Origin of the sequence: Micromonospora sp. NPDC050795, assembly GCF_044456785.1 — a bacterium.
Lineage (GTDB): Bacteria > Actinomycetota > Actinomycetes > Mycobacteriales > Micromonosporaceae > Micromonospora.
In genome coordinates, this window is record NZ_JBITGE010000044.1 from 1 (window position 1) to 21,928 (window position 21,928).

The following is a 21,928-nucleotide window of genomic DNA, read 5'->3' on the forward strand; positions in this document are numbered from 1 at the left end:
TGCGGAACCTTCGACAAGCTCCACCTCACCCGGAGGTCCTCACCCATTTCAAGATCTACGCCCCGTCACCAACGTCCATGGACAGAACACCTAGCGTGCGCGCCGGTTGGCGCGCAGGGCCCCCAGGAGCACGCCGGGGCGGGCCAGGGAGTGCGGGTGTTCGCGCATGGAGACGACGTCGTTGAACCGCCGCGCGGTCACCACGTCCGTGACGGTCGCGGCGATGACCTGGCCGCTGGCCCAGCGGGAGAACCGGTAGCCGCGCGGGTAGGGCCCGTCGACGTGGGGCAACGCCAGGTCCGCTGAGGTGGAGAGCGACCAGGCCGCGTCCACCACGACCTTCTGGAGCGCGAGATAGTGGCGCGCGGGCGCCCGCAGATCCGGGCCGGACCGAAGGTACGTCGACAGGCAGGCCGCGTGCAGGGCCGCCGCCGTCATGCCCTGCCCGTACACCGGGTTGAACGACGCGACGGCGTCACCGACGCTGATCAGGCCGGCCGGGAACCGCTTGAGCGCGTGGAAGTCCCGTCGTCGACTGTCGGCATGGTGGTAGGTCTGGACGTCGCCGATCATCTCCTGGTCGGCGACCTCGCCGAACTCCGGTGGGAACTGCTCGCGCAGGCGGCGGACGAAGTCATCCGCGGTACGCCCCGGGCGGTCGTTGCCGTAACCGGCCATCATGGCCATCCACCGGCCGTCCTCGATGGCGAAGAACGCGGCCCCGGCCACGTCCATCCCCGATTTCGGCGTGTTCAAAGCCAGGACGACAGTCGAGGCCGGGGTGACCTCCGGGCGGCGGAACAGGGCGGTCGCGTAGTTGAGGTGCACTGTCATCCGCCGGGTGACCGGCCGGTCCCAGTCGGCCTGCTCCAGCCAGTCCGAGAGTCGGCTGGACCGCCCCATGGCGTCCACCACGAGGTCGGCGCGTTCGACCCCGGGCACCCCACCGACCTCGCAGCGGACCCCGGTGACCGCGGTGCCGTCGAACACGAGGCCGGTGGCGCGGGCGGTGATCGTCTTGACGTTGGGCAGCCGGAGCACCTGCTGGCGGATCAGGCCTTCCAGCAGCGGCCGACTGCCCGCCAGACTGTCGGCGTCGTCGGGGACGACGACCTTCAGGCGCCCGTCGAGGTAGTTGCGCCGGGCCTCGGGCGGCGCCTCGACCGCTCCGCGCGCCACTGCGTCGTCGCGGAATCCGGGGAACAGCCGCTCCAGTTGGAAGAGGCCGCCGGGCAGCAGCGCGTGCAGCTGTGTCCCCTGGGGTACGCCGGGCCGCGCGCCGGTCACCTGCGGGTCGTCCCGGTCGATGATGACGACGGTGTCGGCGTGGTCGGACAGCACCCGGGCGGCCAGCAGACCGGCGACACTGCCGCCGACCACAACGGCCGTGCCCATCGTCGGGGTCAGCTGGTCAGGGGGTCGCGGCGCGTTCAGTTCCGCGAAGACCCGGGACGGGGAGAGGGACATCGTGCTCTCCAAGGGGGTAGCGGGGGTGTGTGCCCTCCCCGGCCACTGTCAGCGACTGTGCGCGGACAGACCGGTGGACGGTCGTTCGACGTATTGCCCGCCGATCGTCGCACAACCACCTGAAAGGCAACCGGCTGTGTCCGCCAGATGACCGCCTGTTGGCCGATCGGCCGGACGGGTCCGACGTTCGGGCGGGTCAGGTGGCGCGTCCTCCGGCCGGCTGTCACGATCTCCGGCATGTCCGTCGCACGTCGAACTCTGCTCGGGGCCGGCCTTGCCGCCGCGACCTCCGCCCTCACCGGTTGCGGTGCCACCGGCGCGCCGGACTCCGGCTCGGCCGGGCCTGGCGAGGCGGCGACCGCGAAGGGCGCCACCGGCAGCCGGGTCGGATTCGGAGCGGCGGGCGACGCCGGGCCGCCGCTCAGGGCACCGGACGCACCGGTCGGGGGCAACCCGCCGGTGCGTCAGGCCCCCTACGCCCAGGACGTGACCGCACTGCTCCGGCGACACCTGCCCGCGACCCCACAGACCGTGCAACACAAGGGTTTCCCCGGTGCCGTCGCTCTCGTCGTGGTGGGCGGGAAGGTGACTGTGCACACCGCGGTCGGTGAGGCGCTGCGGTACACGGCGGGCCCGAAGCTGCTCGCGGCGAACCAGCGCGTCGCGATGCGCCGGGACTCCATCTTCGACCTCGCCTCGGTCACCAAGGTGTACACGGCCATCCTGCTGTTGCAGCAGGTCGACAAGGGTCGCGTCGACCTCGGCGCTCCGGTGCGTGACTACCTGCCCGCCTTCACCGGCACGGGCAAGGATCAGATCACTGTCGAGATGCTGCTCACCCACACCAGCGGTCTTCCCGTCGGCGCCACGGTCACCGGCCTGCCCGACAACGCGGCCCGCTGGAACGCCGTGCTCGGCACACCGCTGGTCTCCGGCGCGGTGCCGGGGAAGACGTTCCGCTATTCCAGCGTCGGGCTCATGGTCGCCGGCAAGATCGTCGAGAAGGTCACCGGCCAGCGGCTCGACCAGGCGCTCAAGACCAACCTGACCGGCCCGCTCGGTCTGCGCGACACCGGCTTCAACCCGAACAGCTGGCTGTCGGCCGCCGCGAAGGCCAGCCGACTGGTCGCGACCGACGCCCGCTCGTCCCGGGGGCTGCTCCGTGGCGTCGTCCACGACGACGTCGCCAACCACCTGGGTGGCATCGCCGGTCACGCCGGCATCTTCGCCTCCGCGACCGATCTCGCGGCGATCGGTCAGTTGCTCCTGAACGAGGGCGCCCACCGGGGCAAGCGGATCCTCGCCGCGGCGACGGTGCGCCGGATGCTCACCAACCACAACGCCGGCAAACCCGCCATCGACCCCGAGCGCCCCAACCGGACCTCGGCGCACGGCCTCGGCGTCGTGCTCAACCAGAGCTGGTTCATGGGCGGGCTCGCCTCGGCCCGAACCTTCGGCCACACCGGATTCGCCGGCCCCTCGCTCCTGGTCGCGCCCGACCGCAAACTCGTCCTGGCGCTGCTCACCAACCGCGCGCACCCCAACTGGAGCTGGTCGAACCCCGACCCGGTCCGCGCCGCTGTCGGCGACCTGCTCGCCACGAAGGTCAACTGACCGAAAGGTGTGGACCATCGCGCCCCACCCTGACACGATACTTGCGCTAGCAGTGCAAATACTTCGTCCGTCCTGGTGGAGGATCGATGCACACGTCTCGCCGGAGCCTGCTCTCCGTGGTGGCCGGGGTCGCCCTCGCGGCCAGCCTGACCGCCGTCGCCGTGCCACGCGCCGCCGAAGCCGCCGCCACACCGACACACCGTCCAGTGATCTTCGTACACGGCAGCGCGGGATCAGCGGCGCAGTTCGAGACCCAGGCCAAACGGCTGGCCAGCAACGGGTACCCGATCGACATCATCGAAGCCCACGAGTACGACTCCCCGAACATCGCGACGATCCTGCCCCAGGTGTACGCGGGACTCGACGCACGGATCTCCCGCCTGCTGGCGGCCACCGGCGCGGACCGGGTCGACCTCGTCGCGCACTCGCTGGGCACCTTCGTCTCGCAGGGCTATCTCAACAGCTCGCCGGAGCGCGCCGTCCGGGTCGCGCACTACGTCAACCTGGACGGGCGCACCGCGACCTCCCCGCCGGGTGGTGTGCCCACGCTCGCCCTCTGGGGCGAGGGTGACCCGGCCCGCGCCGTCGTCGGCGCCACGAACGTGCACCTGGCGGGCCAGTCGCACACCCAGACCGTGTCGTCGGCGGAGTCGTTCACCGAGATCTTCGGCTTCCTCCGGGGCCGCGCGCCCCACACGACGCGGATCGTGCCGCAACTCTTCGGCGCCGCCCGGGTCTCCGGCCGCGCCGTGCTCTTCCCGAGCAACGTCGGTGTCACCGGCGCGACCCTCGAGGTCTACCCGGTCAGCCCACTGACCGGCGGCCGACTGTCACACCGGCCCGCGCATCGGCTGCCGCTCGGCGGCGACGGCTCGTTCGGCCCCCTCCCGGTGCTCGCCACGGCCCGCTACGAGTTCGCCGTCGTACGCCCGGGCGCCGCGACGCACCACTTCTACTTCCAGCCGTTCCTCCGCTCGGACTCGTTCCTGCGCCTGGCGACCAGCGAGCCGGGCGAGGGCCTCAGCGGCCTGGTCGAGACCAGCGACCGGCACACGGCGCTCACGATCCAACGGCAGAAGGAGTGGTGGGGCGACCAGGGCGACGCCGGCGACCACCTCTGGATCAACGGCAGGGACGTCCTGAACGCGGCGAACACACCACGCGCCAAGCGGACGATCGGCATCTTCGCCTTCGACGACGGCAGCGATGGCGTCACCGACCTGTCGGCCCCGCTGCCGGAGTTCTTCAGCCAGACCTTCATCACCGGCATGGACGTCTTCATCCCGGCGACGCCGGCACACCTCGGCCTGGTACGCATCACCGTGGGCCAACGCGGCGGCGGCCACGAGGTGATCAACGTGCCCAACTGGAAATCGAGCACCGACCGGGTGACGGTCAGCGTGGACGACTTCTGACCGCAGCTCGCGGACGGCCCGGCCACCTCGGGTCGAGACGGTGGCCGGGACCCGCACTCGTCAGACGGTCGCCGGGACCCGCTCGCGCACTCGTCGCCCGACGGCGAAGCCGACCAGCCCCAGGATCAACCCGACGGCCGCCAGAGCGACACCCACCCGGGCCGGCGCGAGGTAGCCGAATCCGGCGGCGATGGCGACACTGCCCAGCGCGGCGCCCAGGCTGTTCGCGATGTTCATGGCCGACTGGTTGATCGCCGCGCCCATCAGTTGCGCTCCCGGGGCGACGGTGATCAGAAGTGCCTGCAGGACCGGACCGAGATACAGGCTGGTCGCACCGACCAGGAACGCGCCCACGAACAGGCCCACGCTCGTCGACGCGACAAGGCTGAACACGGCGATGCTCACGATCATCGCCACGAAACCGATGACCATGCTCCGCTGGAGGTCGCGGTCCGCCAGCCAGCCGCCCAGGGCGTTACCGACGGTCATCCCCAGACCCACCGCGACCAACGTCCACGGCACCGTCGCGGCGGAGAGACCGGCGACGTCGGTGGTGACCGGTGCGATGTAGGTGTTCACCGCGAAGAAGCCGGCGAAGCCGACAGCGCCGGTCGCGGCGACCAGCCAGACCTGCGAGGTCCGCAGCGCCCGCAACTCGGCGGCCGGCGAGCCGTCGACCGCCGCGGCGACCTCCGGAACGACCGCCAGCACCGCCAGCAGGGTGAGCAGAAAGAAACCGGCGATGACCAGGTACGCGACCCGCCAGTCGACCGTCTGCCCGAGCCGCGTGATGAGGGGTACGCCGACCAGGTTGCTCACCGTCAGACCGCCGAGCACTGTGGCGAAACCACGGGCCTCGTTACCGGGGCCCATCAGGGTCGCCGCGAGCAGACCGGCCGCACCGAAGTACGCGCCGTGCGGTAGCGCCGCCACGAACCGGGCCACCAGCACCAGTTCGAAGGTGGGGGCGAGCGCGGACGCGACAGTGCCGACGGCGAACATCACGAGCAGCCCGAGGACGAGCTTCTTGCGGGGCAGACGCGCGCTCAACGCGGCGATCAGCGGCGCGCCGACGACCACACCGAGCGCGTACGCGGTGATCATCCAGCCCGCGCGGGCGACGGCGTCCGACGACGAGCGCGCGTACTCGTGCGGGAGCAGACCGCGGGCGATGTCGGGCAGCAGCCCCATCGCCACGAACTCGGTCAGGCCGACCGCGACGCCGCCCAGTGCCAGAGCGGCAAGCGCCGCCAGCCGTCGACCTCTACTCAACTCGATCACCGAAAAAATTTAGCAACAGCGTTGCGTAATAGGGTGGTGAGATGACTCGCGTCACTGCCGACGTCACGTTCCTCCGCGGCTACAACCAGGCTCTCGTGATGGCGGTGGGGCGCACGGCTCGCACGTTCGAGCGCGCGACAGTGGTCGAGGCCACCGGCCTGACACCACAGGCGGTCTCCAAGGTCATCGCCCGGCTGACCGCCGACGGCCTGATCCGCCCCGCCGGCGTCCGGCGTCCGGGCATCGGCAAGCCCGCTGTCGTCTACGAACTCGTCCCGGACAGCCGGTACGCGATCGGCGCCCACGTGGCCCGACGCACGCTGCGGCTCGTCCTGGTCGACCTGGCCGGCACCGTGCACCACTCGGCGGTCAGCCCGCTGCCCCGCGACTTCACCCCGGAGCAACTCCTCGACGCCCTGAGCGCCGGCATCGACACGATGGCCGGCACCGGCGACCTGCGGGGCCGGCTCACCGGGCTGGGCATCGGCATGATCGGCCCACTCGACCACGCCAACGGCCTGGTCCGGGACGCCCACGGCCTGCGGCACTGGCACGACGTACCGCTGCGCGAGATCGCCGAGAAACACCTCGGTCTCCCCGTCCACCTGGACAAGGACGTCACCGCGGGGATCACGGCGGAGGCCTGGCGACACGGCGCGACGTTCGGCGACGCGGCCCTCATCATGGTCGAGTCGGGCATCGGCGGAGGCTTCTGGCTGGGCGGCGCGGCCCATCGGGGGGCACACACCAACGCGGGCGAGTTCGGCCACACGGTCGTCGACCTGACCGGGCCCCCCTGCGTCTGTGGCCGGCACGGGTGCCTGGAGATCGTGCACCACCGCGCCGTCGAGGCCGGCGACATCGCACACGCCGCCCGCGTGCTGGCCGTCGGCGTCGTCAACCTGCTCCAGACCCTCGACCTCGCCCACGTGGTGCTGACCGGCGCGGACCTCCTGCGGCACCCGCAGACGTATCTCGCGGCGGTCACCGAGGCCGTCGGGGCGGACGCCCGGCGCGCGGACTGGCTCAGCACCAGGGTGACCCTGTCCAGCCTCGGCGCGGACGTGATCGCCGCGGGCGCCGCCATGCAGGTCCTCGACCAGCACTACGGCATCCCGGAGCTGGCCCATTGCGTGATCGTTGGCAGCTGAGCAGCTCGACACGCCAAGCGACGCCCCGGCTGAGCCGCCACCGATCGCCCAGAGGTCAGATCGCGGCGGGTGGTGACGATGGGGCCTCGCCGCGTCGCTACGCCACCACGGCGTCGGTGCCCATATGAGTGCATCCGCTGGCCGGGCTCTCGCTGTCCGCGATGACCTCGTCGAGCCGCTGGCGCGCCTGCCGGAGTTGGGTGATCTGCCGATCGATGCGGTCGCGTTCGGCGCGCAGCAGGGCCCGCGACTGCGGTGTGTTGACCTTCGCGTCGACGCAGGGCAGCAGGTCCAGGATGGTTCGGCTGGACAGGCCGGCGGCGTACAGCATCTGGATCAGATACACCCGGTCGATCGCGTCGTCGAGGTAGTGGCGCTGACCGCCACCGCTCCGTGCGGCAGTCAGGAGGCCCTGCTCCTCGTAGTAGCGCAGGGCTCGTACCGACACCCCGGTCTTCGTGGCGAGTTCCCCGATCCGCATCGACCCCTCCCCCAGGCCGGTGACGTCAGCCACACAGCCTTCTTCCTCACGCGAGCGTCAGGTTCACCGTAGCTCGCGCACCGACTTCTGCGCGGCGACGGTGCGGTCTCTCACTGGCAGACGCGCCACTCGCCGTCCTCCTTGACCAGCGCCACCCCCTGCGTGAACCTCGCACCGGTGGCCGCCTGGACCACCTCGACCTGGACGGTCCCGGTGACCCGCCCGTTGTAGTTGTTGACGTTCACGCCGGTGATCTCGTAACTGCTGATCGTCAACTGGGCGCTCTGGATCCGGGCGAAGTCCTCCTGCGACATGGTGTCGCGCACCCGGTCGCACAGCCGCCCGTACGCGCCCGCGTAGTTGCCGGCCCGCACGTCGTCGAGGTAAGCCGTCGCGGCCCCCCGGACCGGTTCGACGGCGTCCTTGACCGAGCGGTAGAGCCAGAGGCCGACGCAGGTGCCGATGACGCAGCACAGTGCCAGTAGGGCGCCGACGACGATCAGGACCGTACGAAGCGTCCGCTTGGGCCTCGGGCCGGGAACCATTGTCGGCTCGTACGTCATGGCCCGGAGGGTAGGGCTGCCGCGCCAGCGGCGAGAGCCCGCCGGGCGCCCGGTGGTTCAGCCTCCGGAGGCGGGCGGCCCCGGCGTCGGCACACCACCGGCGACCGCACGGGCGGGTGGCGCCGACGCCGGGGCCGGTCGCAGATCCGCGGGTACGGGCAGCGCGCTGCCCTTGATGAACTGGCCCCAACTGGTGTTCCAGGCCGTCCAGCCGTTGCCCGACTGGAGCCGGACCTCGGTGCCGGTGAAGGTGACCAGGTCACCGACCCGGGTGACGCCCATCAACCAGTCGGCGTTGGCCGCCGAGATGTTCGTGCAGCCGTGCGAGACGTTGCGGTGTCCCTGATCCGACACCGACCAGGGTGCCCCGTGGATGAACTCACCGCCCCAGGTGAGCCGTTGCGCGTCCTCGACGTTCACCACGTAGCCGCCGTTCGGCTCACCGCGCGTGTCGAACGTGGTGTACTGGTGCTTCTCCATGATCACCATCTTGCCGCTGGACGTGGGGGTGCTGCGCTTGCCCAGGCTGACCGGGATCCTGCGGATCAGCTTGCCGTCCCGTAGCACGCGCATCTGCTTGGTGGCGTTGTCGACTTCGAGCGACACCTGCCGTCCGATCCGGGACGTCGCGGTGCGGTCGGCGTCACCGACGTGGCTCTTCCCGATCGGCAGACCCGTCAGGCCCGCCCGGACACTGATGGTCGTGCCGGGTCGCCAGAAGTCGGGAGCCCGGTAGTAGACCTGGCTGCCGTCGTCCACCCAGGACCAGACACCCGGCTGCGGCGGGTTCGTGGTGACGAACAACCGACGTTGCACATCGGCGCGGGCGGACCTGGCGACAGGCGGATCGAACCCGATGGTCACCGGCATCGCGGTGCCGTACGTCTGTTTGTCGGCGAAGTACAACGTGCTGCTCACCTGCGGCTTCGTCGACGCCGCCGCGGTGGTGAAGCTGCTGGTGCGGGTGGTGGTCCGCCCGGAGTCGCCGGTGGCGGTCACCGATGCGGTGTACGTGTGCTGCGGGCGCAACGGGGCGCTCGGCACCCAGGCCGAGCCGTCCTCGCGGGGCTCCGCCCTGACCGCCGCGCCCGCCTCGTCGACGATGCGCACGGCGGTGATCTTTCCATCCGTGACGAGCGGAACCACCTCGGCGCTGAGCGGCACGTTCCGGGAGAGATCGGCGGGCGTGACGGTCAGTTCGGGCGAGGGCACCACCTGCTCGGCGGGACGTACGGCGGCCTTTCGCTCGGTGGTGCACCCACCGAGGACCAGCGGTGACGCCGCGACGGCCACCGCGACGAGCGCCATACGCCTCCGTAAAACCATCGAACGTCCCCCGGCTTCCGTGTGCTCCGTGGCGGCAATTCTCTCCGCGTCGACGGCACCCCGCGCTGTTTCCGGAAATCACGCCGCGAAGGGGGGAACGTTCGGCACGGCACGCGGTCCGGCCCCTCGGTTGCGCTCCCCTTCCGTGATCCTCGGGGCATCGAAGCGTGATGCCGCCGTGGAATGCTGCCACCATGCGCGGAAGACGACGTCCATGGATTCTGCTCCCGCTCCCCCTCCTTATCCTGACCGCCTGCTCGCCTGCGGAGCAGCCGATTGTCGCTCTCGCTGCCCAGGACGGCCGGCCGACCGGCGTACTGGTCACCTGCGACGACCGTGACGCCAATATCCGTGTGTTCGAGAACGACCATAAGGGCGAACCGGGCAAGCGGTCCCTGATCAAATGGCGCATCGCCGGCCCGCCCGCGAGCGAGGTCGTCGAGGTGGCGCTGTTGGGTCAGCCGCCGGAGGGCTGGGAGGTCGCCGACGCTGTCGACAGCCCTGCGACCGAGGCGGACGTCGAGCTGCTCACCGAATTTCGGGCCGGGGTCACCTACACCCTCGACGGGTCAAGCCGCCCCGAGGCCCTCTCGGTGGACTTCACCCTCGCGGACCTGCCACGGATCGGCCCGGACCAGGTGTTGGCGCCGAGCGGACACAACTCGACGAAGGTCATCTCACGGGAGGCCTTCCTGCGCAAGGCACGCGAGCGCTGCTGACCCGACACAGCCGACCACTCAAGAAGTGGAGTGGCGCCACAGTCGCCGATTACGGTTTTTGGAGAGAGATCAGGGAATTGAGATCGAGCCGACATCACGGCGACTCCACAAAGCTGACCAGGCAATCGCTGAGCGCTATTTAAGGGAGAATTAATCGTTCCAATTGGGAGCGAGCAGGGGGTCCACTCGTATTCTTCCCTCTCGGAAGAAAGGTGCGCCCCCGTTGATGAATCTCCGTTCCACCCCTCGACACCGTCGTTCCGTCACCGCCCTGCTGCTGGTGAGCCTGGCGCTGGCCGGCGGATGCAAGGAGGCGCCGGGAACCCCCGGCGCGTCCGGCCCGTCCAGCGACACCGGCATCGGCTCGTCCGGCCCGGACGCGCCGACGGCCACCGCCCCGGGCGACCCGTCGGCCACGCCGAGCGCCCCGGGCACCTCGGCCACCCCGTCCGCGCCGGGCAAGCCCGGAACGCCGGCGACCAGTGCCGCCCCGCCCACCGCATCCGGCGGCTGGATCACCATCGACGCTGGCGCGCAGGCCGCCGCGACGAAGGCGTTCTTCGCGCGCAAGCCCAAGGCGGTGACCGGTAACCCGGTCAAGGTGCCCGAATTCAACGTCGGCTGTACGACCAGCCACCACAACAGCGACGACCCGATCGTCCTGCCGAAGCTGGTGGGTGGCTCGCACAACCACACCTTCTGGGGCAACAAGTCGACCGACGCCAACTCGACAGCCGAATCGCTGCGGGCGTCCAAGGCGACCACCTGCAACTCGCCGGACGACCAGTCCGCCTACTGGGTGCCGACGATGTACCAGAACGGCAAGGTCGTGGACCCGAAGGAGGTGACCGTCTACTACGGTTCCCGGCTGAAGGACCCGAGCAAGACCCAGCCCTTCCCGTTCGGCCTGCGAATGATCACCGGTAACGCCAAGACCCAGGTCGACACCCCGGACAAGCAGGGCAACCACTTCTGGTGCGCCGGCATCGGCGGCGAGATCGGCCGCAGCGCCGACAAGACGTTCCCGGTCTGCGCCAAGACGGCGAACATCGTCCGGCAGATCATCTTCCCGGACTGCTGGGACGGCAAGCACCTGGACAGCCCCGACCACAAGGCGCACATGGCCAACGGGGACCACACCGGGGCCTGCCCGAAGAGCCACCCGGTGCCCGTTCCGTCGGTGTCCTTCGTGATCTCGTACCCGTTGAGCGCGAACACGGACGGCATCACCCTCGCGTCCGGCACGTCGTTCTCCATGCACGCGGACTTCTTCAACGCGTGGAAGGACGAGGCGCTCGCCGCTCGGGTGCGCAACTGCCTCGACCAGGGCGTCAAGTGCAACTCGGCCGGTAACTTCTAGCCGATCCGGTACGACGGCGACGGCGGCCGGTCACCCCCGGACCAGGGGGTGACCGGCCGCCGTCGCGTCGATCAGTTAGAGCGTCGCGGCACCCGCCTCGGTGGCCTCCTGCACCGCCGAGGTACGGCGGACCTCGGCCCGTTGGTCGCCGGCGTCCTCCCGGTCCGGGCCGGCCACCCGGGCCGCCCGGTTGGTGGTCGCCGCCGCCTGGTCGCCGGTCACGCCACCCCTGATCCGGTTGTTGGCGGCCACCTGGGCGACCGGGTCGTTGCCGGTGACGGTCAACTGGCCGTTGATGATGTTGTCGTCCACCGTGACACCACCGGTGGTGCTGGTGATGCTGACGTCCCCGCCCCAGTAACCGCCGGAGGCGCAGCTGTCGAGCCCACCGTTCGGGCCGAGTTGCACCCCGCCCAGGTTGCCGGCGAAGGTGGCCCGGCCCTGGACGGCGCTGCCACAGACCACGCTGCCGGTGGCGCTGTTGAGCACCGACAGCGTGCCGTCGACGAACGAGTCGTGCAGGTCGGTGTAGTAGGTGCCGGTGCTGCTGAGGTTGCGCTGCACCTGGGTGCCCCGGTCGAGCCGGACCTCGCCGGCGCCGACGGTGACGTGCCCGGTGACCGTCGACGCCTCGGCGAACAGGAAGCTGTCGATGGTCGTGGAGCCCTTCGGCCGTACGGTGACGGTGCCGGTGCGGGCGTCCTTCAGGAAGATGCCGTACCCCCCGGCGGCGAGCACCACCTGGCCGTCGACTGTCGTCTCGGTCGCGTCGACGTAGCCGTCGGCGGCGACGCGTACCTCACCGCTGACCCGGCCACCGGTCACTACCAGGTTGCCGCCGGCCGCGACGGTGACGTTGCCGGTGATCGTGGTGCCGGTGAGCGCGCAGGACTCGCCGGCGGGCACGAGCAGGTCGTTGGGCACGGTCACCGCGCCGCCGGTGCCGATGCAGTGGGTGACCAGGTCGGCGTGTGCGGTGGGCGCCACGGCCAGCACCGAGGCCGCGATGACGGCGCTCACGGTGGCGAGCTTGGCGACGGTACGTCCGGGCATCGTGGTACTCCCTGTCGGTGAGGTTCGAGGACTCATGCGCCGACGTCCGATCGGGCCGCGGCCCGGACGATGGCGCCCTGCTGCCGCCGGTCGAGCGTGCCGCCGGTCACGAGTGCGGCGGTGACCGCTTCGACGTGTCGGACGAATTCGGCGTGGCCGGGGTAGTCGGCGTGTTCGTCGACCAGATCGTTGATGGTGCAGCCGTCGCCGGTGTCCACGTTGGGCACACCGGTGTCGCCATCGTCGATGACCACGGTGGCCCGGGTGTCCGAGTCGGGGCAGCGGTCGGTGCTGTCGGCCACCACGGTGAACGACGTCGACTGCTCGGTGGAGGAGGTCCCCGCCACGTCGGTCGCCCGGTACCGGACTGTGTGCGCGCCGGGTGCGCGGACGGCGACCGGAGCGGCGTACGCCGTCCAGCCTCCGGTGTCGAGCGCGTACTCGATCGTCGCCACACCCGACTCGGTGTCGCTGGCCGTGACGGTGACGGTCGCGCCGCCGACGTACCCGCCGTCGTCGTTCCGGTCACCGGCCACCGTGGCGGCGACGGTGGGCGGGGTGGTGTCCTCGGCCTGCGGCTCGACGACCGTGAAGTGGGACATCTGCTCCGTCGAGGTGTTCCCGGCGACGTCGGTGGCCCGGTAGTGCAGCATGTGCATCCCGGCCGTGTTCACCACGATCGGGTTCGTGTACGCGGTGAAGGCCGCCCCGTCCAGTGCGTACTCGATGGTGGCGACACCGGATCCGCTGTCGGTGGCGGTCAGTGTGGCGGTGGCCGTACCGATGTAGTTGCCGTCGCCGTCGCGGTCGCCGGCCAGCGTGGCCGTGACCACCGGCGCTGTGGTGTCCTCCTCCCCCGGCTCGACGATCCGGAACGCCACCGAGCCGACAGCGCTGGTGTTGCCGGCCTGGTCGGTGGCGCGGAACTGCACCGCGTGGTCGCCGATCGCGGTCACCCGCACCGGCTCGGTGTACGGTAGGAAGCTGGTGTCGTCGACCTGGTACTCGACGGTCTGGATCCCCGAGTCGGCGTCGGTGGCCGTCACTGTCACAGTGGCAGCGCCGAGGTAGTTGCCGTCCGGGTCCTGGTCGCCGGAGACCGCGGCGGTCACTGTCGGCGCGGTGGTGTCGCCACCGCCGCCGCCCTCGGTGACCACCAGTTCACCGACCATCGAGCTGTGGCCGGGGATCGAGCAGAAGTACCGGTACCGGCCGGGGGTCAGCGTCACTGTCGCCTGGTGGCGGCCGTCGTTGGCGTCGAACGGGCTGGCCAGGATGTTGACTGTGACGTCGTGGTTGTAGCCCTCGGTGCTGGTGTCGAAGGTCAGGGTGTGCGGCATCCCGGTGGTGTTGCCGGTGGCCGCGCTGTTCTCCCAGATGATCGTGGTCGCTCCGGCCACCGCCGTGGTGGGCGCGGACCTGTATCGGGTGATGCTGTCGTCGGCGGTCCAGGTCAACACCTGGTCGGCGGCGACGCGCGGGGCGGCGGAGGCGGGCGTCACTGCCAACGGGATCACCGTGAGCAGGAACGCCGCCAGCGCGGCCGTCAGTCGTCGGGTCATCGTCACTCCTAGAGTTCTCGCGCACGGATGTTGCGGAACTCGGTCAGGTCGTTGTCACCGTGGTTCTGCAGGCCGATGAAGCCGCGCAGGAACTGCCGCAGGTCGGTCGGCGGGTCGCCGGCCCGCGACGACTGCTTGCCCGGCGTGTTGTCGAATTCGTTGATCACCACGCCGTTGCGGATCATCGTGTAGTGCTGCCCGACGGCGCGGATCTCGTAGTCGTTCCACTCGTTCTTCGGCGTCACGCCGGCCTGGGCCAGCGGCACCGGGTCGAAGTTGTAGACCGAGCCGGTCTTCTGCGGCTCACCGGTGTCACCGTCGTAGATCTGGATCTCGTGTCCGCAGTAGATCGCCATCCAGGCCGGCGAGGTCCGCGCCGATCCGACCGTGCCGCAACTGTCCGGTGGCCGCTGGTCCAGGGGCGTTCGCAGGTCCGGGAACCGGATGAAGACTCCCGTGTTGGCCCGGCCGGTTCCTGGGGCGATGTCCCGGAACTGCAACTTCAGCGAGAAGTCGCCCAGCTCCCTGGTGTGCCAGAGCATGCCCAGGCCACCGCTGGAGCGCAGCGACCCGTCCGGCTGGATGCCGAACTGGCCCGACGGCGCCTGCTGCCAACCGCGCAGCGACTCGGCGGTGCCGTCGAAGAGCGGCTCGTACCCGGTGTGTCCGTCCCGGCCGATCTCCGACGCGGCGGCCAGGCGCGTGAGGGTGCCCGCTTCACGGGTGCCGAGCAGATCGTCGTCCTGCAACGCGCGGGCGACCGCGGTGACGTGCCGGACGAAACCGTTGTGGTCGGTCCAGGTGCTCTCGTCGTCGATCAGGTCGTTGGCCGTGCAGCCCTGCCCGACCGTGCGACTGGGCACCCCGGTGTCGGTGTCGCCGAGCCATATCGTCGACCGGTCGTCGGGCACCGCGCAGCCCACCGTCACGGTGGTCTGCACCGTCGCCGTCTGACCGTCGGCGTACGTGACAGTCAGCTTCGCGGTGTAGGTGCCGACCGTGGCGTACGTGTGCCGGGGGTCCGCCTCGGTCGACGTGGCGCCGTCGCCGAACTCCCAGCGGTGGCTCACGCCGCCGGAGCGGGAACCGGTGAAGGCGATGGTCAGCGGCTTGTTCTGCACAGCGACCGAGGTCGCCGCCGGTGCCGGGGTGGGCGCCCCGCCGGTGTAGGTGACCCGGATCAGCTTCTGGTTCGCGTGCAGGCTGAAGAAGCCGCCGCCGTAGTCGAGCAGGTAGAGCGCGCCGTCCGGGCCGAACTTCGCGTCCATCCAGCTCTGCAACCGGGTGTCGCCGTTGCCACCGGGGATGATGGCCCGCAGCGACTCGGCGTACACCGGTGGGGCGGCCTGCGGCACGCCGGCCGGGTCGACGGTGACCGCGACCCGGTTGGCGGCGTTCGACTGGTCGCCGATGAACCACTTGCCGTCCCAGTGCTCCGGCCACGCCACTCCGCTGGCGGTGTCGACGAGGCTCCGGTGGTACGTCGGACCGGACATGATGGCCTGCCCGCCGCCGCGCAGGTACGGCTGCGTGTAGGTGGCGTCGGCCGCCACGTAGGTCGGCAGGCCGCTGCCGTCGGTCCGCTTCGGGAACACCGGGCCGCCACCGTCGGGCGAGTACCAGATCATGTTGTCCCGGGCCGCCGGGATGTCCTCCAGTCCGGTGTTGCGCGGCGAGGTGTTCTTCAGGTTGTCGCAGTCGTACCAGCCGGTCAGCACTGTCGCATCGGTGTTGCTGCGGTCGCGGTACGGCTGCCGGTTACCCATGCAGTACGGCCAGCCCTGGTTACCGGCGGAGGTGATGATGGTGGCCGTCTCGTACTTCGCCGGGCCCAGGGTCGGGCTGGGCGACGAGGCGTCCGGGCCGACCCAGCCGGCGGTCAGCCACTGGTGCACCGGGTCGATCTGGAGGCGGGCGATGTTGCGTACGCCCATCACGTAGATCTCCGGCCGGGTCTTCTCGGTGCCCGGTGGGAACAGGTTGCCCTCCGGGATGGTGTACGTGCCGTCCGGCTCCGGGTGAATCCGGATGATCTTGCCGGCGAGGTCGTTGGTGTTACCCGACGTGCGACGGGCGTCCTGGAACGAGATGCCCTGGTACTCCTGGGTCCAGTTGTTGCCGGCGTAACCCTGCGAGCCCTCCGAGGAGTTGTTGTCGCCGGAGCCGACGTAGAGGTTGCCCTTGGCGTCGAACGCCATGCCGCCGCCGGCGTGGCAGCAGCTGTGGATCTGCACCGGGAACTGCAACAGGTCCTTGCGCGTGGCCTGGTCGATGGTCTGCGCCTGCCGGTCGTAGGTGAACCGGGAGACGGTCCGCTGACCGACCCGCTTCACCCGGTCGACGGAGTCGTGCGGCATCCAGTAGACGTAGAGCCAGCCGTTCTCGGCGAACGCGGGGTCGGGCACGATGCCGAGCAGACCCTCCTCGTCCTTGACCAACTCGGAGCCGCTGCCCCGGTTGCCCATCACCTCCAGGGTGGTGAGCAGCTTGACCTGTTTGGTTCGCGGGTCCCAGGAGTGGATGGTGCCGCAGCCCAGGCCGACGTTCGGGTTGTTCCAGTCCGCGATGGGGCCGCTCGGGCAGGCCGCCTTGCCGACGTAGAAGACAGTGCCGTCCGGCGCGATGGTGAGCCCGTGCGGCTCGCCGATCTGGTCCAGCTGCCCGGTCTGGTTGGCGGCGGTGAGTCGCTCCACCTTGTAGTTCGCGGCGATGGTGGCCTGGCAGTCACCGCGCACCCGACCGGTGGTCCAGTTGAGGGCCCCGGTGAGGTGCGTGCGGAACGCCTCCTCGCCGTAGCTGCCCTCGGTGTGGCCCATGCCGGTGTAGAACGACCGGCCGCCGTCGTAGTCCCGGCACCAGGACACCGGATGGAAGGCGCCGTTGGCGGCCGCCCCCGGGTTGTAGTGCCGCTCCTCGACCTGGGCGAGGGTGTGCACCGTACCGATCGGGTTCGGGTCCCAGTTCTCCCAGCGGTCGGACCGGGTGATGGTCAGCGGCAGCGACGCGGTGGCCGGGTGCTTGCGGTCCAGGATGTTCACCACCGCGCGGTTCACCGCGGGCGGCTCCGGAGCGGTGGTGCTGCCGGTGAACAGGCGCAGGTCGGCGAGTTGGACCAGCGGTTCACCGCTGTTCGCGGTGACGTTGAGCCGGTAGCGCGTGAACTCCTGCGGTGTGGCGATGTCGAACCGGCGGGTCTGGAAGCGGTCCGGGAAGGTCTGCCCGGTGCGGCGGTCCAGGTCGGTCCAGCTCTGACCGTCGGTGGAGCCCTGCAGGGTCCAGTCCTTCGGGTCCCGGCCGGCGGAGTCGTTCGCCGACGTGAGCGCGTACCCGGTGATCTTTTTCGGTGCGCTCAACTCGTACGCCACCCAGGCGGTCGGGGTGCGGACCAGCCACTTGGTGTTGGCGTCGCCGTCGGTCAGCTTCTCCTTGGTCTCGTTGGGCGGGTTCTCGCCGCTGGCGGTCACCCGGGTCACCGGCTCGGCGACCGGGATGGCGCCGGCCGGGCGGGTGCCGATCAACCCGGTGAACCAGGTGGAGTCGACCTGGGCGCGGGCGGCGTCGGCGATGCCGACGAAACCGCCGCCGGCCTTGACGTAACTCTGGAGCGCCGACTCCTGGTCGCGGTTCAGCGCGGCGCCCGTCGCGGAGAGGAAGACCACGCTGCGGTACGCGGACAGCCCGGCCGCGGTGAAGACGCCCGGGTCGGTGGTGGCCGTGACATCGATGTCATGACCGGCACCAAGCTGTCTGATGGTGTCCACCGCGCGCGACACCGGGTCCTGTTGCTCGGCCACCGGGCCGTGGAACACCAGGACCGCTGTCTGCTGCGGTTGGGCCGCCTGCGGGGCGGCCGCCGTTCGTGGTGCGGCCGCGGCCGCAGCCGTCGCCGGGAGCAGTGTCGCCAAGGCCGCTACCGCGGCGAGGGTTCGTCGTAGTTGTCTCGTCATGCCCGTCCCCACTTTCGGTTCGGTCAGCTTCCGTGCGTGTGGGTGTGGCCCTGGAACCGGTGGATCGCCTCCTCGGCGCCCGGCGGCATGCTGCCGTCGGCGTTGCGCACCAGGAAGATCCCGGCCATGCCGCCGTCGGAGTGCGTCTGCACGTGGCAGTGGTACATCCACGCGCCAGGTCCGACGCCCTCCCCGGCCAGCACCTGGAAGCCGAACGAGCTGCCGGGGTTGAGGTCCTTGTTGTCGACCACCAGGCTCGGGTCGCTCGGCCCCTCCAACATCCCGGTGCGGTTGTCCGCCCAGCGGTGCGCGTGCAGGTGGAAGGTGTGGAACAGGTTGCCGTGGCCGATGGCGATCCACTCGACGCGCTCGCCCAGGTTCGCCTCGAACATCGGGGTCGCCGGGGCCATCCTGTTGTTGATCATCATGTCGTGGAACACGGCCGTGAACTGCTTCGACGGCAGGATGTCGCCGCGCCGCCGGACGATCAGCGCGCCGTACAGTCCCTTCGCGACACCGCCGGTGCCGTGGTCGGTGCCCATCGCGTGATCGTGGTAGTGCCAGTAGCCGGCGCTGCCCGGCATGTACCGCCGACCCGCCGCGGCCACCATCTCGTGGGAGCGCCAGACGTACGTCCGCGTCTCACCCGGGTTGTTGAACGAGGCGTTGAACGGGCTGCCGTCGGACTCGGTGCTGTAGTCCACCCCGTGCGGATGGATGGACAGCCGCTGGTTGGTGGTGTTGACCAGGGTGATCTCCAGCGTGTCACCCTCGTACATCTCCAGGATCGGACCCGGAACGGTGGCCTGACCAGGCGCCAGGCCGTACCCGAACAGGTTGCCGGGCAACTGCTCGGCGTAGATGGTGATCTTCTTGGTGACACCGGCGGCGGCCCGGGCGGGGCTGCCGCCCAACGCGCTGCCGATCGTTGGGGCGGACGCGCCCAAAGCCCCGGCGGCGAGCGCGCCGGTGGCGATCAGCGATCTGCGGGACAGGTGGCGGTGAGGGCCACCAACGTGATCGTCCATGGGTCTCCGTTCCCGACCGGGCGAAGACGCGACGAGGGCAGGGTGCATCGACCGCCGAGCTCGGGGCGGTGGCACGACTGAGGGTGAGGCTCGTCGCGGACTTTGCTCGGAAGACTCAGAACTTTCGATGGATGACAGCAACTTATGTAATCCATCGACGAAAGTACAGGTCTGATTGCAAAAAGATTACCTTGACATCACGACGTCCGTCGATTGACATGAAGCTGACACGCAGGGCGCACAGAACGGCGCCGGGCTGCCCTCGACTGAGGCAACCCGGCGCGGGGACGTACGGCAGCTGTGGTCAGAGGTGGTGGCGGTCGTCCGCCGGCAGGCTGGAGGGCTGCGGCGACGCGGGCGACTGGTCCGGCTGACCGAGCTGCGCCACGTGGGTCGGGTCAAGGACCCGGGAGAGGAACGCGCGGGTCCGCTCGTGCTTCGGCGCGCCCAGCACCTCCTGCGGCGGCCCCTGCTCGACCACCACGCCACCGTCCATGAAGACGACCCGGTCGGCGACGTCGCGGGCGAACGCCATCTCGTGGGTGACCACCATCATCGTCATACCGTCCTCGGCCAGCTTGCGCATGACGGTGAGCACGTCGCCGACGAGTTCCGGGTCGAGCGCGGAGGTCGGCTCGTCGAAGAGCATCAGCTTCGGCTCCATCGACAGCGAGCGGGCGATCGCCGCCCGCTGCTGCTGCCCACCGGAGAGCTGCGCCGGGAAGGTGTCGGCCTTGTCGGTCAGCCCGACGCGCTCCAGGTTGGTCCGTGCGATCCGCTCGGCCTCGGCCCGACCTCGCCGGAGCACCCGGCGCTGGGCGATGGTGAGGTTGTTCAGGACGGTCAGGTGCGGGAACAGGTTGAACGACTGGAACACCATGCCGATGCCGCGGCGGACCGCGTCGATCTCGACGTCCGGGTCGGTCATCTCGACCCCGTTCACCCAGATCTTGCCGGCGGTCGGCTCCTCCAGCAGATCGACGCAGCGCAGCAGGGTCGACTTGCCGGAACCGGACGGACCGATGACGCAGACCACCTCGCCCTGGCCGACCTCGAAGTCGATGCCCTTGAGCACCTTGAGCGGCCCGAAGGACTTGTGCAGGTCGCGGATCTCCACGGCGGGGCGGGATGGGGTAGTCGTCATCGGGGTCACCGAGCCTTGGCGTAGCGGAGTTCGAGGCGTCGTACCACCTGCGACAGCGGCAGGGTGATCACCAGGTAGGCGAGGCCGGCCACCAGCAGCGGGGTCGCGTTCACCCGGTCGTTGAGCATGTCCCGGCCGAACTTGGTGATCTCGATCGTCTGCGCCGTCACCCCGAGCACGTACGCCAGCGACGAGTCCTTGGTGAGCAGGATGAGCTCGTTCGTCAGCGGCGGGATCACGATCCGGAACGCCTGCGGGACGACGATGGTGCGCATGGCGGTGAAGTGCGACATGCCGAGGGTGCGCGCCGCCTCCATCTGCCCCTTCGGCACGGCCTGGATGCCGGCCCGGATCGTCTCCGCCATGTACGCCGCGGCGGTCAACCCGAGGCCGATCGCTATCGAACCGAACACCCCGCCCGGAATCTCGCGCTCCGGGAAGGCGATCGGGATGCCGTACCCGACGAGGAAGAGCACCAGCAGCGCGGGCAGACCCCGGAACAGCTCGATGTACGCCGTCGACACCCAGCGGTACGGCGCGACCCGGGACAGGCGCATCAGCGCCAGGATCGTCCCGAACAGGAGGCCGAAGGCGAACGCGCCCAGCGTGTAGAGGATGGTGTTGCGCAGCGCGACGGTGATGATCGTCGGGAACATCGACTTGATGATGTCGACGCGGAAGAACGCGTCGGCCAACCTGTCCCAGTCCGCGGCGACGAGCACCGTGGCGATGATGGCGATGAAGACCAGGTACTGGAGCCCGAGGGACAGCCGCTCCCGCTGGCGGCGTCGCAGCTTCACGTTCGCTCGTTGCCTTCCCGGAGGTTACCGACGTCGGAGGGCGCGCGGGACGCGCGCCCTCCGGTACTGCGTGGCGCTCAGGCGCTCGGCTGCTTGCCGATCCACTTCTCGTAGATCGTGTTGTACGTGCCGTCCTGCCTGGCCTTGGCCAGCACCTCGTTGATCTTCTTGAGCAACTCCGGGTTGGCGTCCTTCTTCACGGGGAAGCCGTACTGCTCGCCGGTGTCGAACTCGGCGGCCACCTCGAACCCACCCGGGTTCTTCTTCAGGTACTCGGTCCAGACCGGCAGGTCGTTGATGGCGGCCTCGACCTGGCCGTTGGCGACGGCCTGCTGGAGGGCGGCGAGGTCCTCGAACTCGACGAGCTTCAGGCCCTTCTCCGCCTCGAGCTTCTTGGCGTAGTCACGACCCGTGGTGGCCGCCTGGACGCCGAGCTTCTTGCCCTTGAGGTCGTCGAGGGACTTGTACGTCTTGCCGGTCTTCACCAGCATCGCCTGGGTGGCGTCGAAGTACGGGTCGGAGAAGTCGATGACCTTCTTCCGCTCCTCGGTGATGGTCATGCCGGCGGCAGCCGCGTCGCACTTGCCGGTGTTGAGGTCCTGACCGGACTTGATGCCCTCGAACGGGGTGTCGACGATCGTCTGCTCGACGCCGAGTTCCTTGGCGACCAGGTCCATGATCTCGACGTCGAAGCCGGTCACCTTGCCGCTGGCGTCCTTGGACTGGAACGGCGGGTAGGGCAGGTGGGTGCAGACGGTCAGTTTGCCGGCCGTGACCAGCTTGACCCCGCTTGCCTGGACCTCGCTGTCGTCCTTCTTCGCGCAACCCGCGGTCAGCGCGAGGGCGGTGACGGCCACGACGAGGCCGGCCTGACGGACGACGCTTGGGAACCTCACGGCTGTGCCCCTCCGATTCGGCTTCCAATTCACAGAAAGCCAATCTGGTTCATAGACTTTGCGATAAGCGACCGTACCCGATCCGGCGCGTCGCCCCCAGATCACGCCGTGACCGCTCGGC

General features: G+C 70.0%; 17 protein-coding genes. 5 read left to right on the forward strand and 12 right to left on the reverse strand.

Translation table 11 applies throughout. From position 1 onward, the window contains the following. Positions 1-90 precede the first annotated feature (90 nt). A complete protein-coding gene (locus ACIBEF_RS28510) occupies positions 91-1,467 on the reverse strand; it encodes an FAD-dependent oxidoreductase (RefSeq protein WP_396796328.1) in 1,377 nt (458 codons plus the stop codon). A gap of 237 nt (positions 1,468-1,704) precedes the next feature. Between ACIBEF_RS28510 and ACIBEF_RS28515 the strand changes: the two genes are divergently transcribed. Both ACIBEF_RS28515 and ACIBEF_RS28520 read left to right on the forward strand, forming a co-directional pair. Then, the gene (locus tag ACIBEF_RS28515; protein ID WP_396796329.1) at positions 1,705-3,081 is read left to right on the forward strand and encodes a serine hydrolase domain-containing protein; all 1,377 of its coding nucleotides are present in this window, start codon (positions 1,705-1,707) and stop codon (positions 3,079-3,081) included. A gap of 86 nt (positions 3,082-3,167) precedes the next feature. Beyond that, entirely contained in the window at positions 3,168-4,496 is a 1,329-nt protein-coding gene (locus ACIBEF_RS28520) for an alpha/beta hydrolase (RefSeq protein ID WP_396796330.1), read from the forward strand. 60 nt (positions 4,497-4,556) lie between these two features. On the opposite strand, the gene ACIBEF_RS28525 is transcribed toward ACIBEF_RS28520, so the two are convergent. Next, a complete protein-coding gene (locus tag ACIBEF_RS28525; RefSeq protein ID WP_396796331.1) occupies positions 4,557-5,777 on the reverse strand; it encodes an MFS transporter in 1,221 nt (406 codons plus the stop codon). Positions 5,778-5,818: 41 nt separating this feature from the next. Between ACIBEF_RS28525 and ACIBEF_RS28530 the strand changes: the two genes are divergently transcribed. Beyond that, positions 5,819-6,928 carry an ROK family protein gene (locus tag ACIBEF_RS28530; protein ID WP_396796332.1) on the forward strand — a complete coding sequence of 370 codons (1,110 nt, stop codon included), beginning with the start codon at positions 5,819-5,821 and terminating at the stop codon, positions 6,926-6,928. 97 nt (positions 6,929-7,025) lie between these two features. Here the strand turns inward: ACIBEF_RS28530 and ACIBEF_RS28535 are convergent, their stop codons facing one another. The 3 genes from ACIBEF_RS28535 to ACIBEF_RS28545 form a co-directional block, all read right to left on the reverse strand. Further along, positions 7,026-7,409, reverse strand: coding sequence for a MerR family transcriptional regulator (locus tag ACIBEF_RS28535; protein ID WP_396796374.1), 384 nt, complete (start codon positions 7,407-7,409; stop codon positions 7,026-7,028). A gap of 110 nt (positions 7,410-7,519) precedes the next feature. Beyond that, positions 7,520-7,972 carry a hypothetical protein gene (locus ACIBEF_RS28540; RefSeq protein ID WP_396796334.1) on the reverse strand — a complete coding sequence of 151 codons (453 nt, stop codon included), beginning with the start codon at positions 7,970-7,972 and terminating at the stop codon, positions 7,520-7,522. Positions 7,973-8,029: 57 nt separating this feature from the next. Beyond that, complete coding sequence (locus ACIBEF_RS28545) at positions 8,030-9,280, reverse strand: Ig-like domain-containing protein (RefSeq protein WP_396796335.1); 1,251 nt, start codon at positions 9,278-9,280, stop codon at positions 8,030-8,032. A 212-nt stretch (positions 9,281-9,492) separates the two neighbouring features. Between ACIBEF_RS28545 and ACIBEF_RS28550 the strand changes: the two genes are divergently transcribed. Together ACIBEF_RS28550 and ACIBEF_RS28555 are read left to right on the forward strand one after the other, a co-directional pair. Further along, entirely contained in the window at positions 9,493-10,017 is a 525-nt protein-coding gene (locus ACIBEF_RS28550; RefSeq protein WP_396796336.1) for a hypothetical protein, read from the forward strand. A gap of 226 nt (positions 10,018-10,243) precedes the next feature. Next, positions 10,244-11,377: a DUF1996 domain-containing protein gene (locus ACIBEF_RS28555; protein WP_396796337.1), complete on the forward strand. Its 1,134-nt coding sequence runs from the start codon at positions 10,244-10,246 to the stop codon at positions 11,375-11,377. A 75-nt stretch (positions 11,378-11,452) separates the two neighbouring features. Here ACIBEF_RS28555 and ACIBEF_RS28560 read toward each other — a convergent pair whose 3' ends face one another. The 7 genes from ACIBEF_RS28560 to ACIBEF_RS28590 form a co-directional block, all read right to left on the reverse strand. Continuing rightward, entirely contained in the window at positions 11,453-12,430 is a 978-nt protein-coding gene (locus tag ACIBEF_RS28560) for a hypothetical protein (protein ID WP_396796339.1), read from the reverse strand. A gap of 32 nt (positions 12,431-12,462) precedes the next feature. Further along, complete coding sequence (locus ACIBEF_RS28565) at positions 12,463-13,992, reverse strand: OmpL47-type beta-barrel domain-containing protein (protein WP_396796340.1); 1,530 nt, start codon at positions 13,990-13,992, stop codon at positions 12,463-12,465. Between the two features lie 8 nt (positions 13,993-14,000). Further along, positions 14,001-17,939, reverse strand: a complete 3,939-nt coding sequence (locus ACIBEF_RS28570; RefSeq protein WP_396796341.1) for a ThuA domain-containing protein — start codon at positions 17,937-17,939, stop codon at positions 14,001-14,003. Between the two features lie 23 nt (positions 17,940-17,962). After that, positions 17,963-18,967, reverse strand: coding sequence for a multicopper oxidase domain-containing protein (locus ACIBEF_RS28575; RefSeq protein WP_396796343.1), 1,005 nt, complete (start codon positions 18,965-18,967; stop codon positions 17,963-17,965). Positions 18,968-19,271: 304 nt separating this feature from the next. After that, positions 19,272-20,111 carry an amino acid ABC transporter ATP-binding protein gene (locus tag ACIBEF_RS28580; RefSeq protein WP_396796344.1) on the reverse strand — a complete coding sequence of 280 codons (840 nt, stop codon included), beginning with the start codon at positions 20,109-20,111 and terminating at the stop codon, positions 19,272-19,274. Between the two features lie 5 nt (positions 20,112-20,116). Then, a complete protein-coding gene (locus tag ACIBEF_RS28585) occupies positions 20,117-20,911 on the reverse strand; it encodes an amino acid ABC transporter permease (protein WP_396796345.1) in 795 nt (264 codons plus the stop codon). A 77-nt stretch (positions 20,912-20,988) separates the two neighbouring features. Then, positions 20,989-21,807, reverse strand: a complete 819-nt coding sequence (locus ACIBEF_RS28590; RefSeq protein ID WP_357224121.1) for a basic amino acid ABC transporter substrate-binding protein — start codon at positions 21,805-21,807, stop codon at positions 20,989-20,991. Positions 21,808-21,928 lie beyond the last annotated feature (121 nt).

What these genes read in the sequence shown, in the direction of transcription:
- ACIBEF_RS28550 (WP_396796336.1), top strand. Translation starts at nt 9,493, where the DNA reads ATGCGCGGAAGACGACGTCCATGGATTCTGCTCCCGCTCCCCCTCCTT.
- ACIBEF_RS28530 (WP_396796332.1), top strand. Translation starts at nt 5,819, where the DNA reads ATGACTCGCGTCACTGCCGACGTCACGTTCCTCCGCGGCTACAACCAG.
- ACIBEF_RS28510 (WP_396796328.1), bottom strand. Translation starts at nt 1,467, where the DNA reads ATGTCCCTCTCCCCGTCCCGGGTCTTCGCGGAACTGAACGCGCCGCGA.
- ACIBEF_RS28545 (WP_396796335.1), bottom strand. Translation starts at nt 9,280, where the DNA reads ATGGCGCTCGTCGCGGTGGCCGTCGCGGCGTCACCGCTGGTCCTCGGT.
- ACIBEF_RS28575 (WP_396796343.1), bottom strand. Translation starts at nt 18,967, where the DNA reads ATGGACGATCACGTTGGTGGCCCTCACCGCCACCTGTCCCGCAGATCG.
- ACIBEF_RS28560 (WP_396796339.1), bottom strand. Translation starts at nt 12,430, where the DNA reads ATGCCCGGACGTACCGTCGCCAAGCTCGCCACCGTGAGCGCCGTCATC.
- ACIBEF_RS28515 (WP_396796329.1), top strand. Translation starts at nt 1,705, where the DNA reads ATGTCCGTCGCACGTCGAACTCTGCTCGGGGCCGGCCTTGCCGCCGCG.
- ACIBEF_RS28540 (WP_396796334.1), bottom strand. Translation starts at nt 7,972, where the DNA reads ATGACGTACGAGCCGACAATGGTTCCCGGCCCGAGGCCCAAGCGGACG.
- ACIBEF_RS28580 (WP_396796344.1), bottom strand. Translation starts at nt 20,111, where the DNA reads ATGACGACTACCCCATCCCGCCCCGCCGTGGAGATCCGCGACCTGCAC.
- ACIBEF_RS28535 (WP_396796374.1), bottom strand. Translation starts at nt 7,409, where the DNA reads ATGCGGATCGGGGAACTCGCCACGAAGACCGGGGTGTCGGTACGAGCC.
- ACIBEF_RS28570 (WP_396796341.1), bottom strand. Translation starts at nt 17,939, where the DNA reads ATGACGAGACAACTACGACGAACCCTCGCCGCGGTAGCGGCCTTGGCG.
- ACIBEF_RS28555 (WP_396796337.1), top strand. Translation starts at nt 10,244, where the DNA reads ATGAATCTCCGTTCCACCCCTCGACACCGTCGTTCCGTCACCGCCCTG.
- ACIBEF_RS28565 (WP_396796340.1), bottom strand. Translation starts at nt 13,992, where the DNA reads ATGACCCGACGACTGACGGCCGCGCTGGCGGCGTTCCTGCTCACGGTG.
- ACIBEF_RS28520 (WP_396796330.1), top strand. Translation starts at nt 3,168, where the DNA reads ATGCACACGTCTCGCCGGAGCCTGCTCTCCGTGGTGGCCGGGGTCGCC.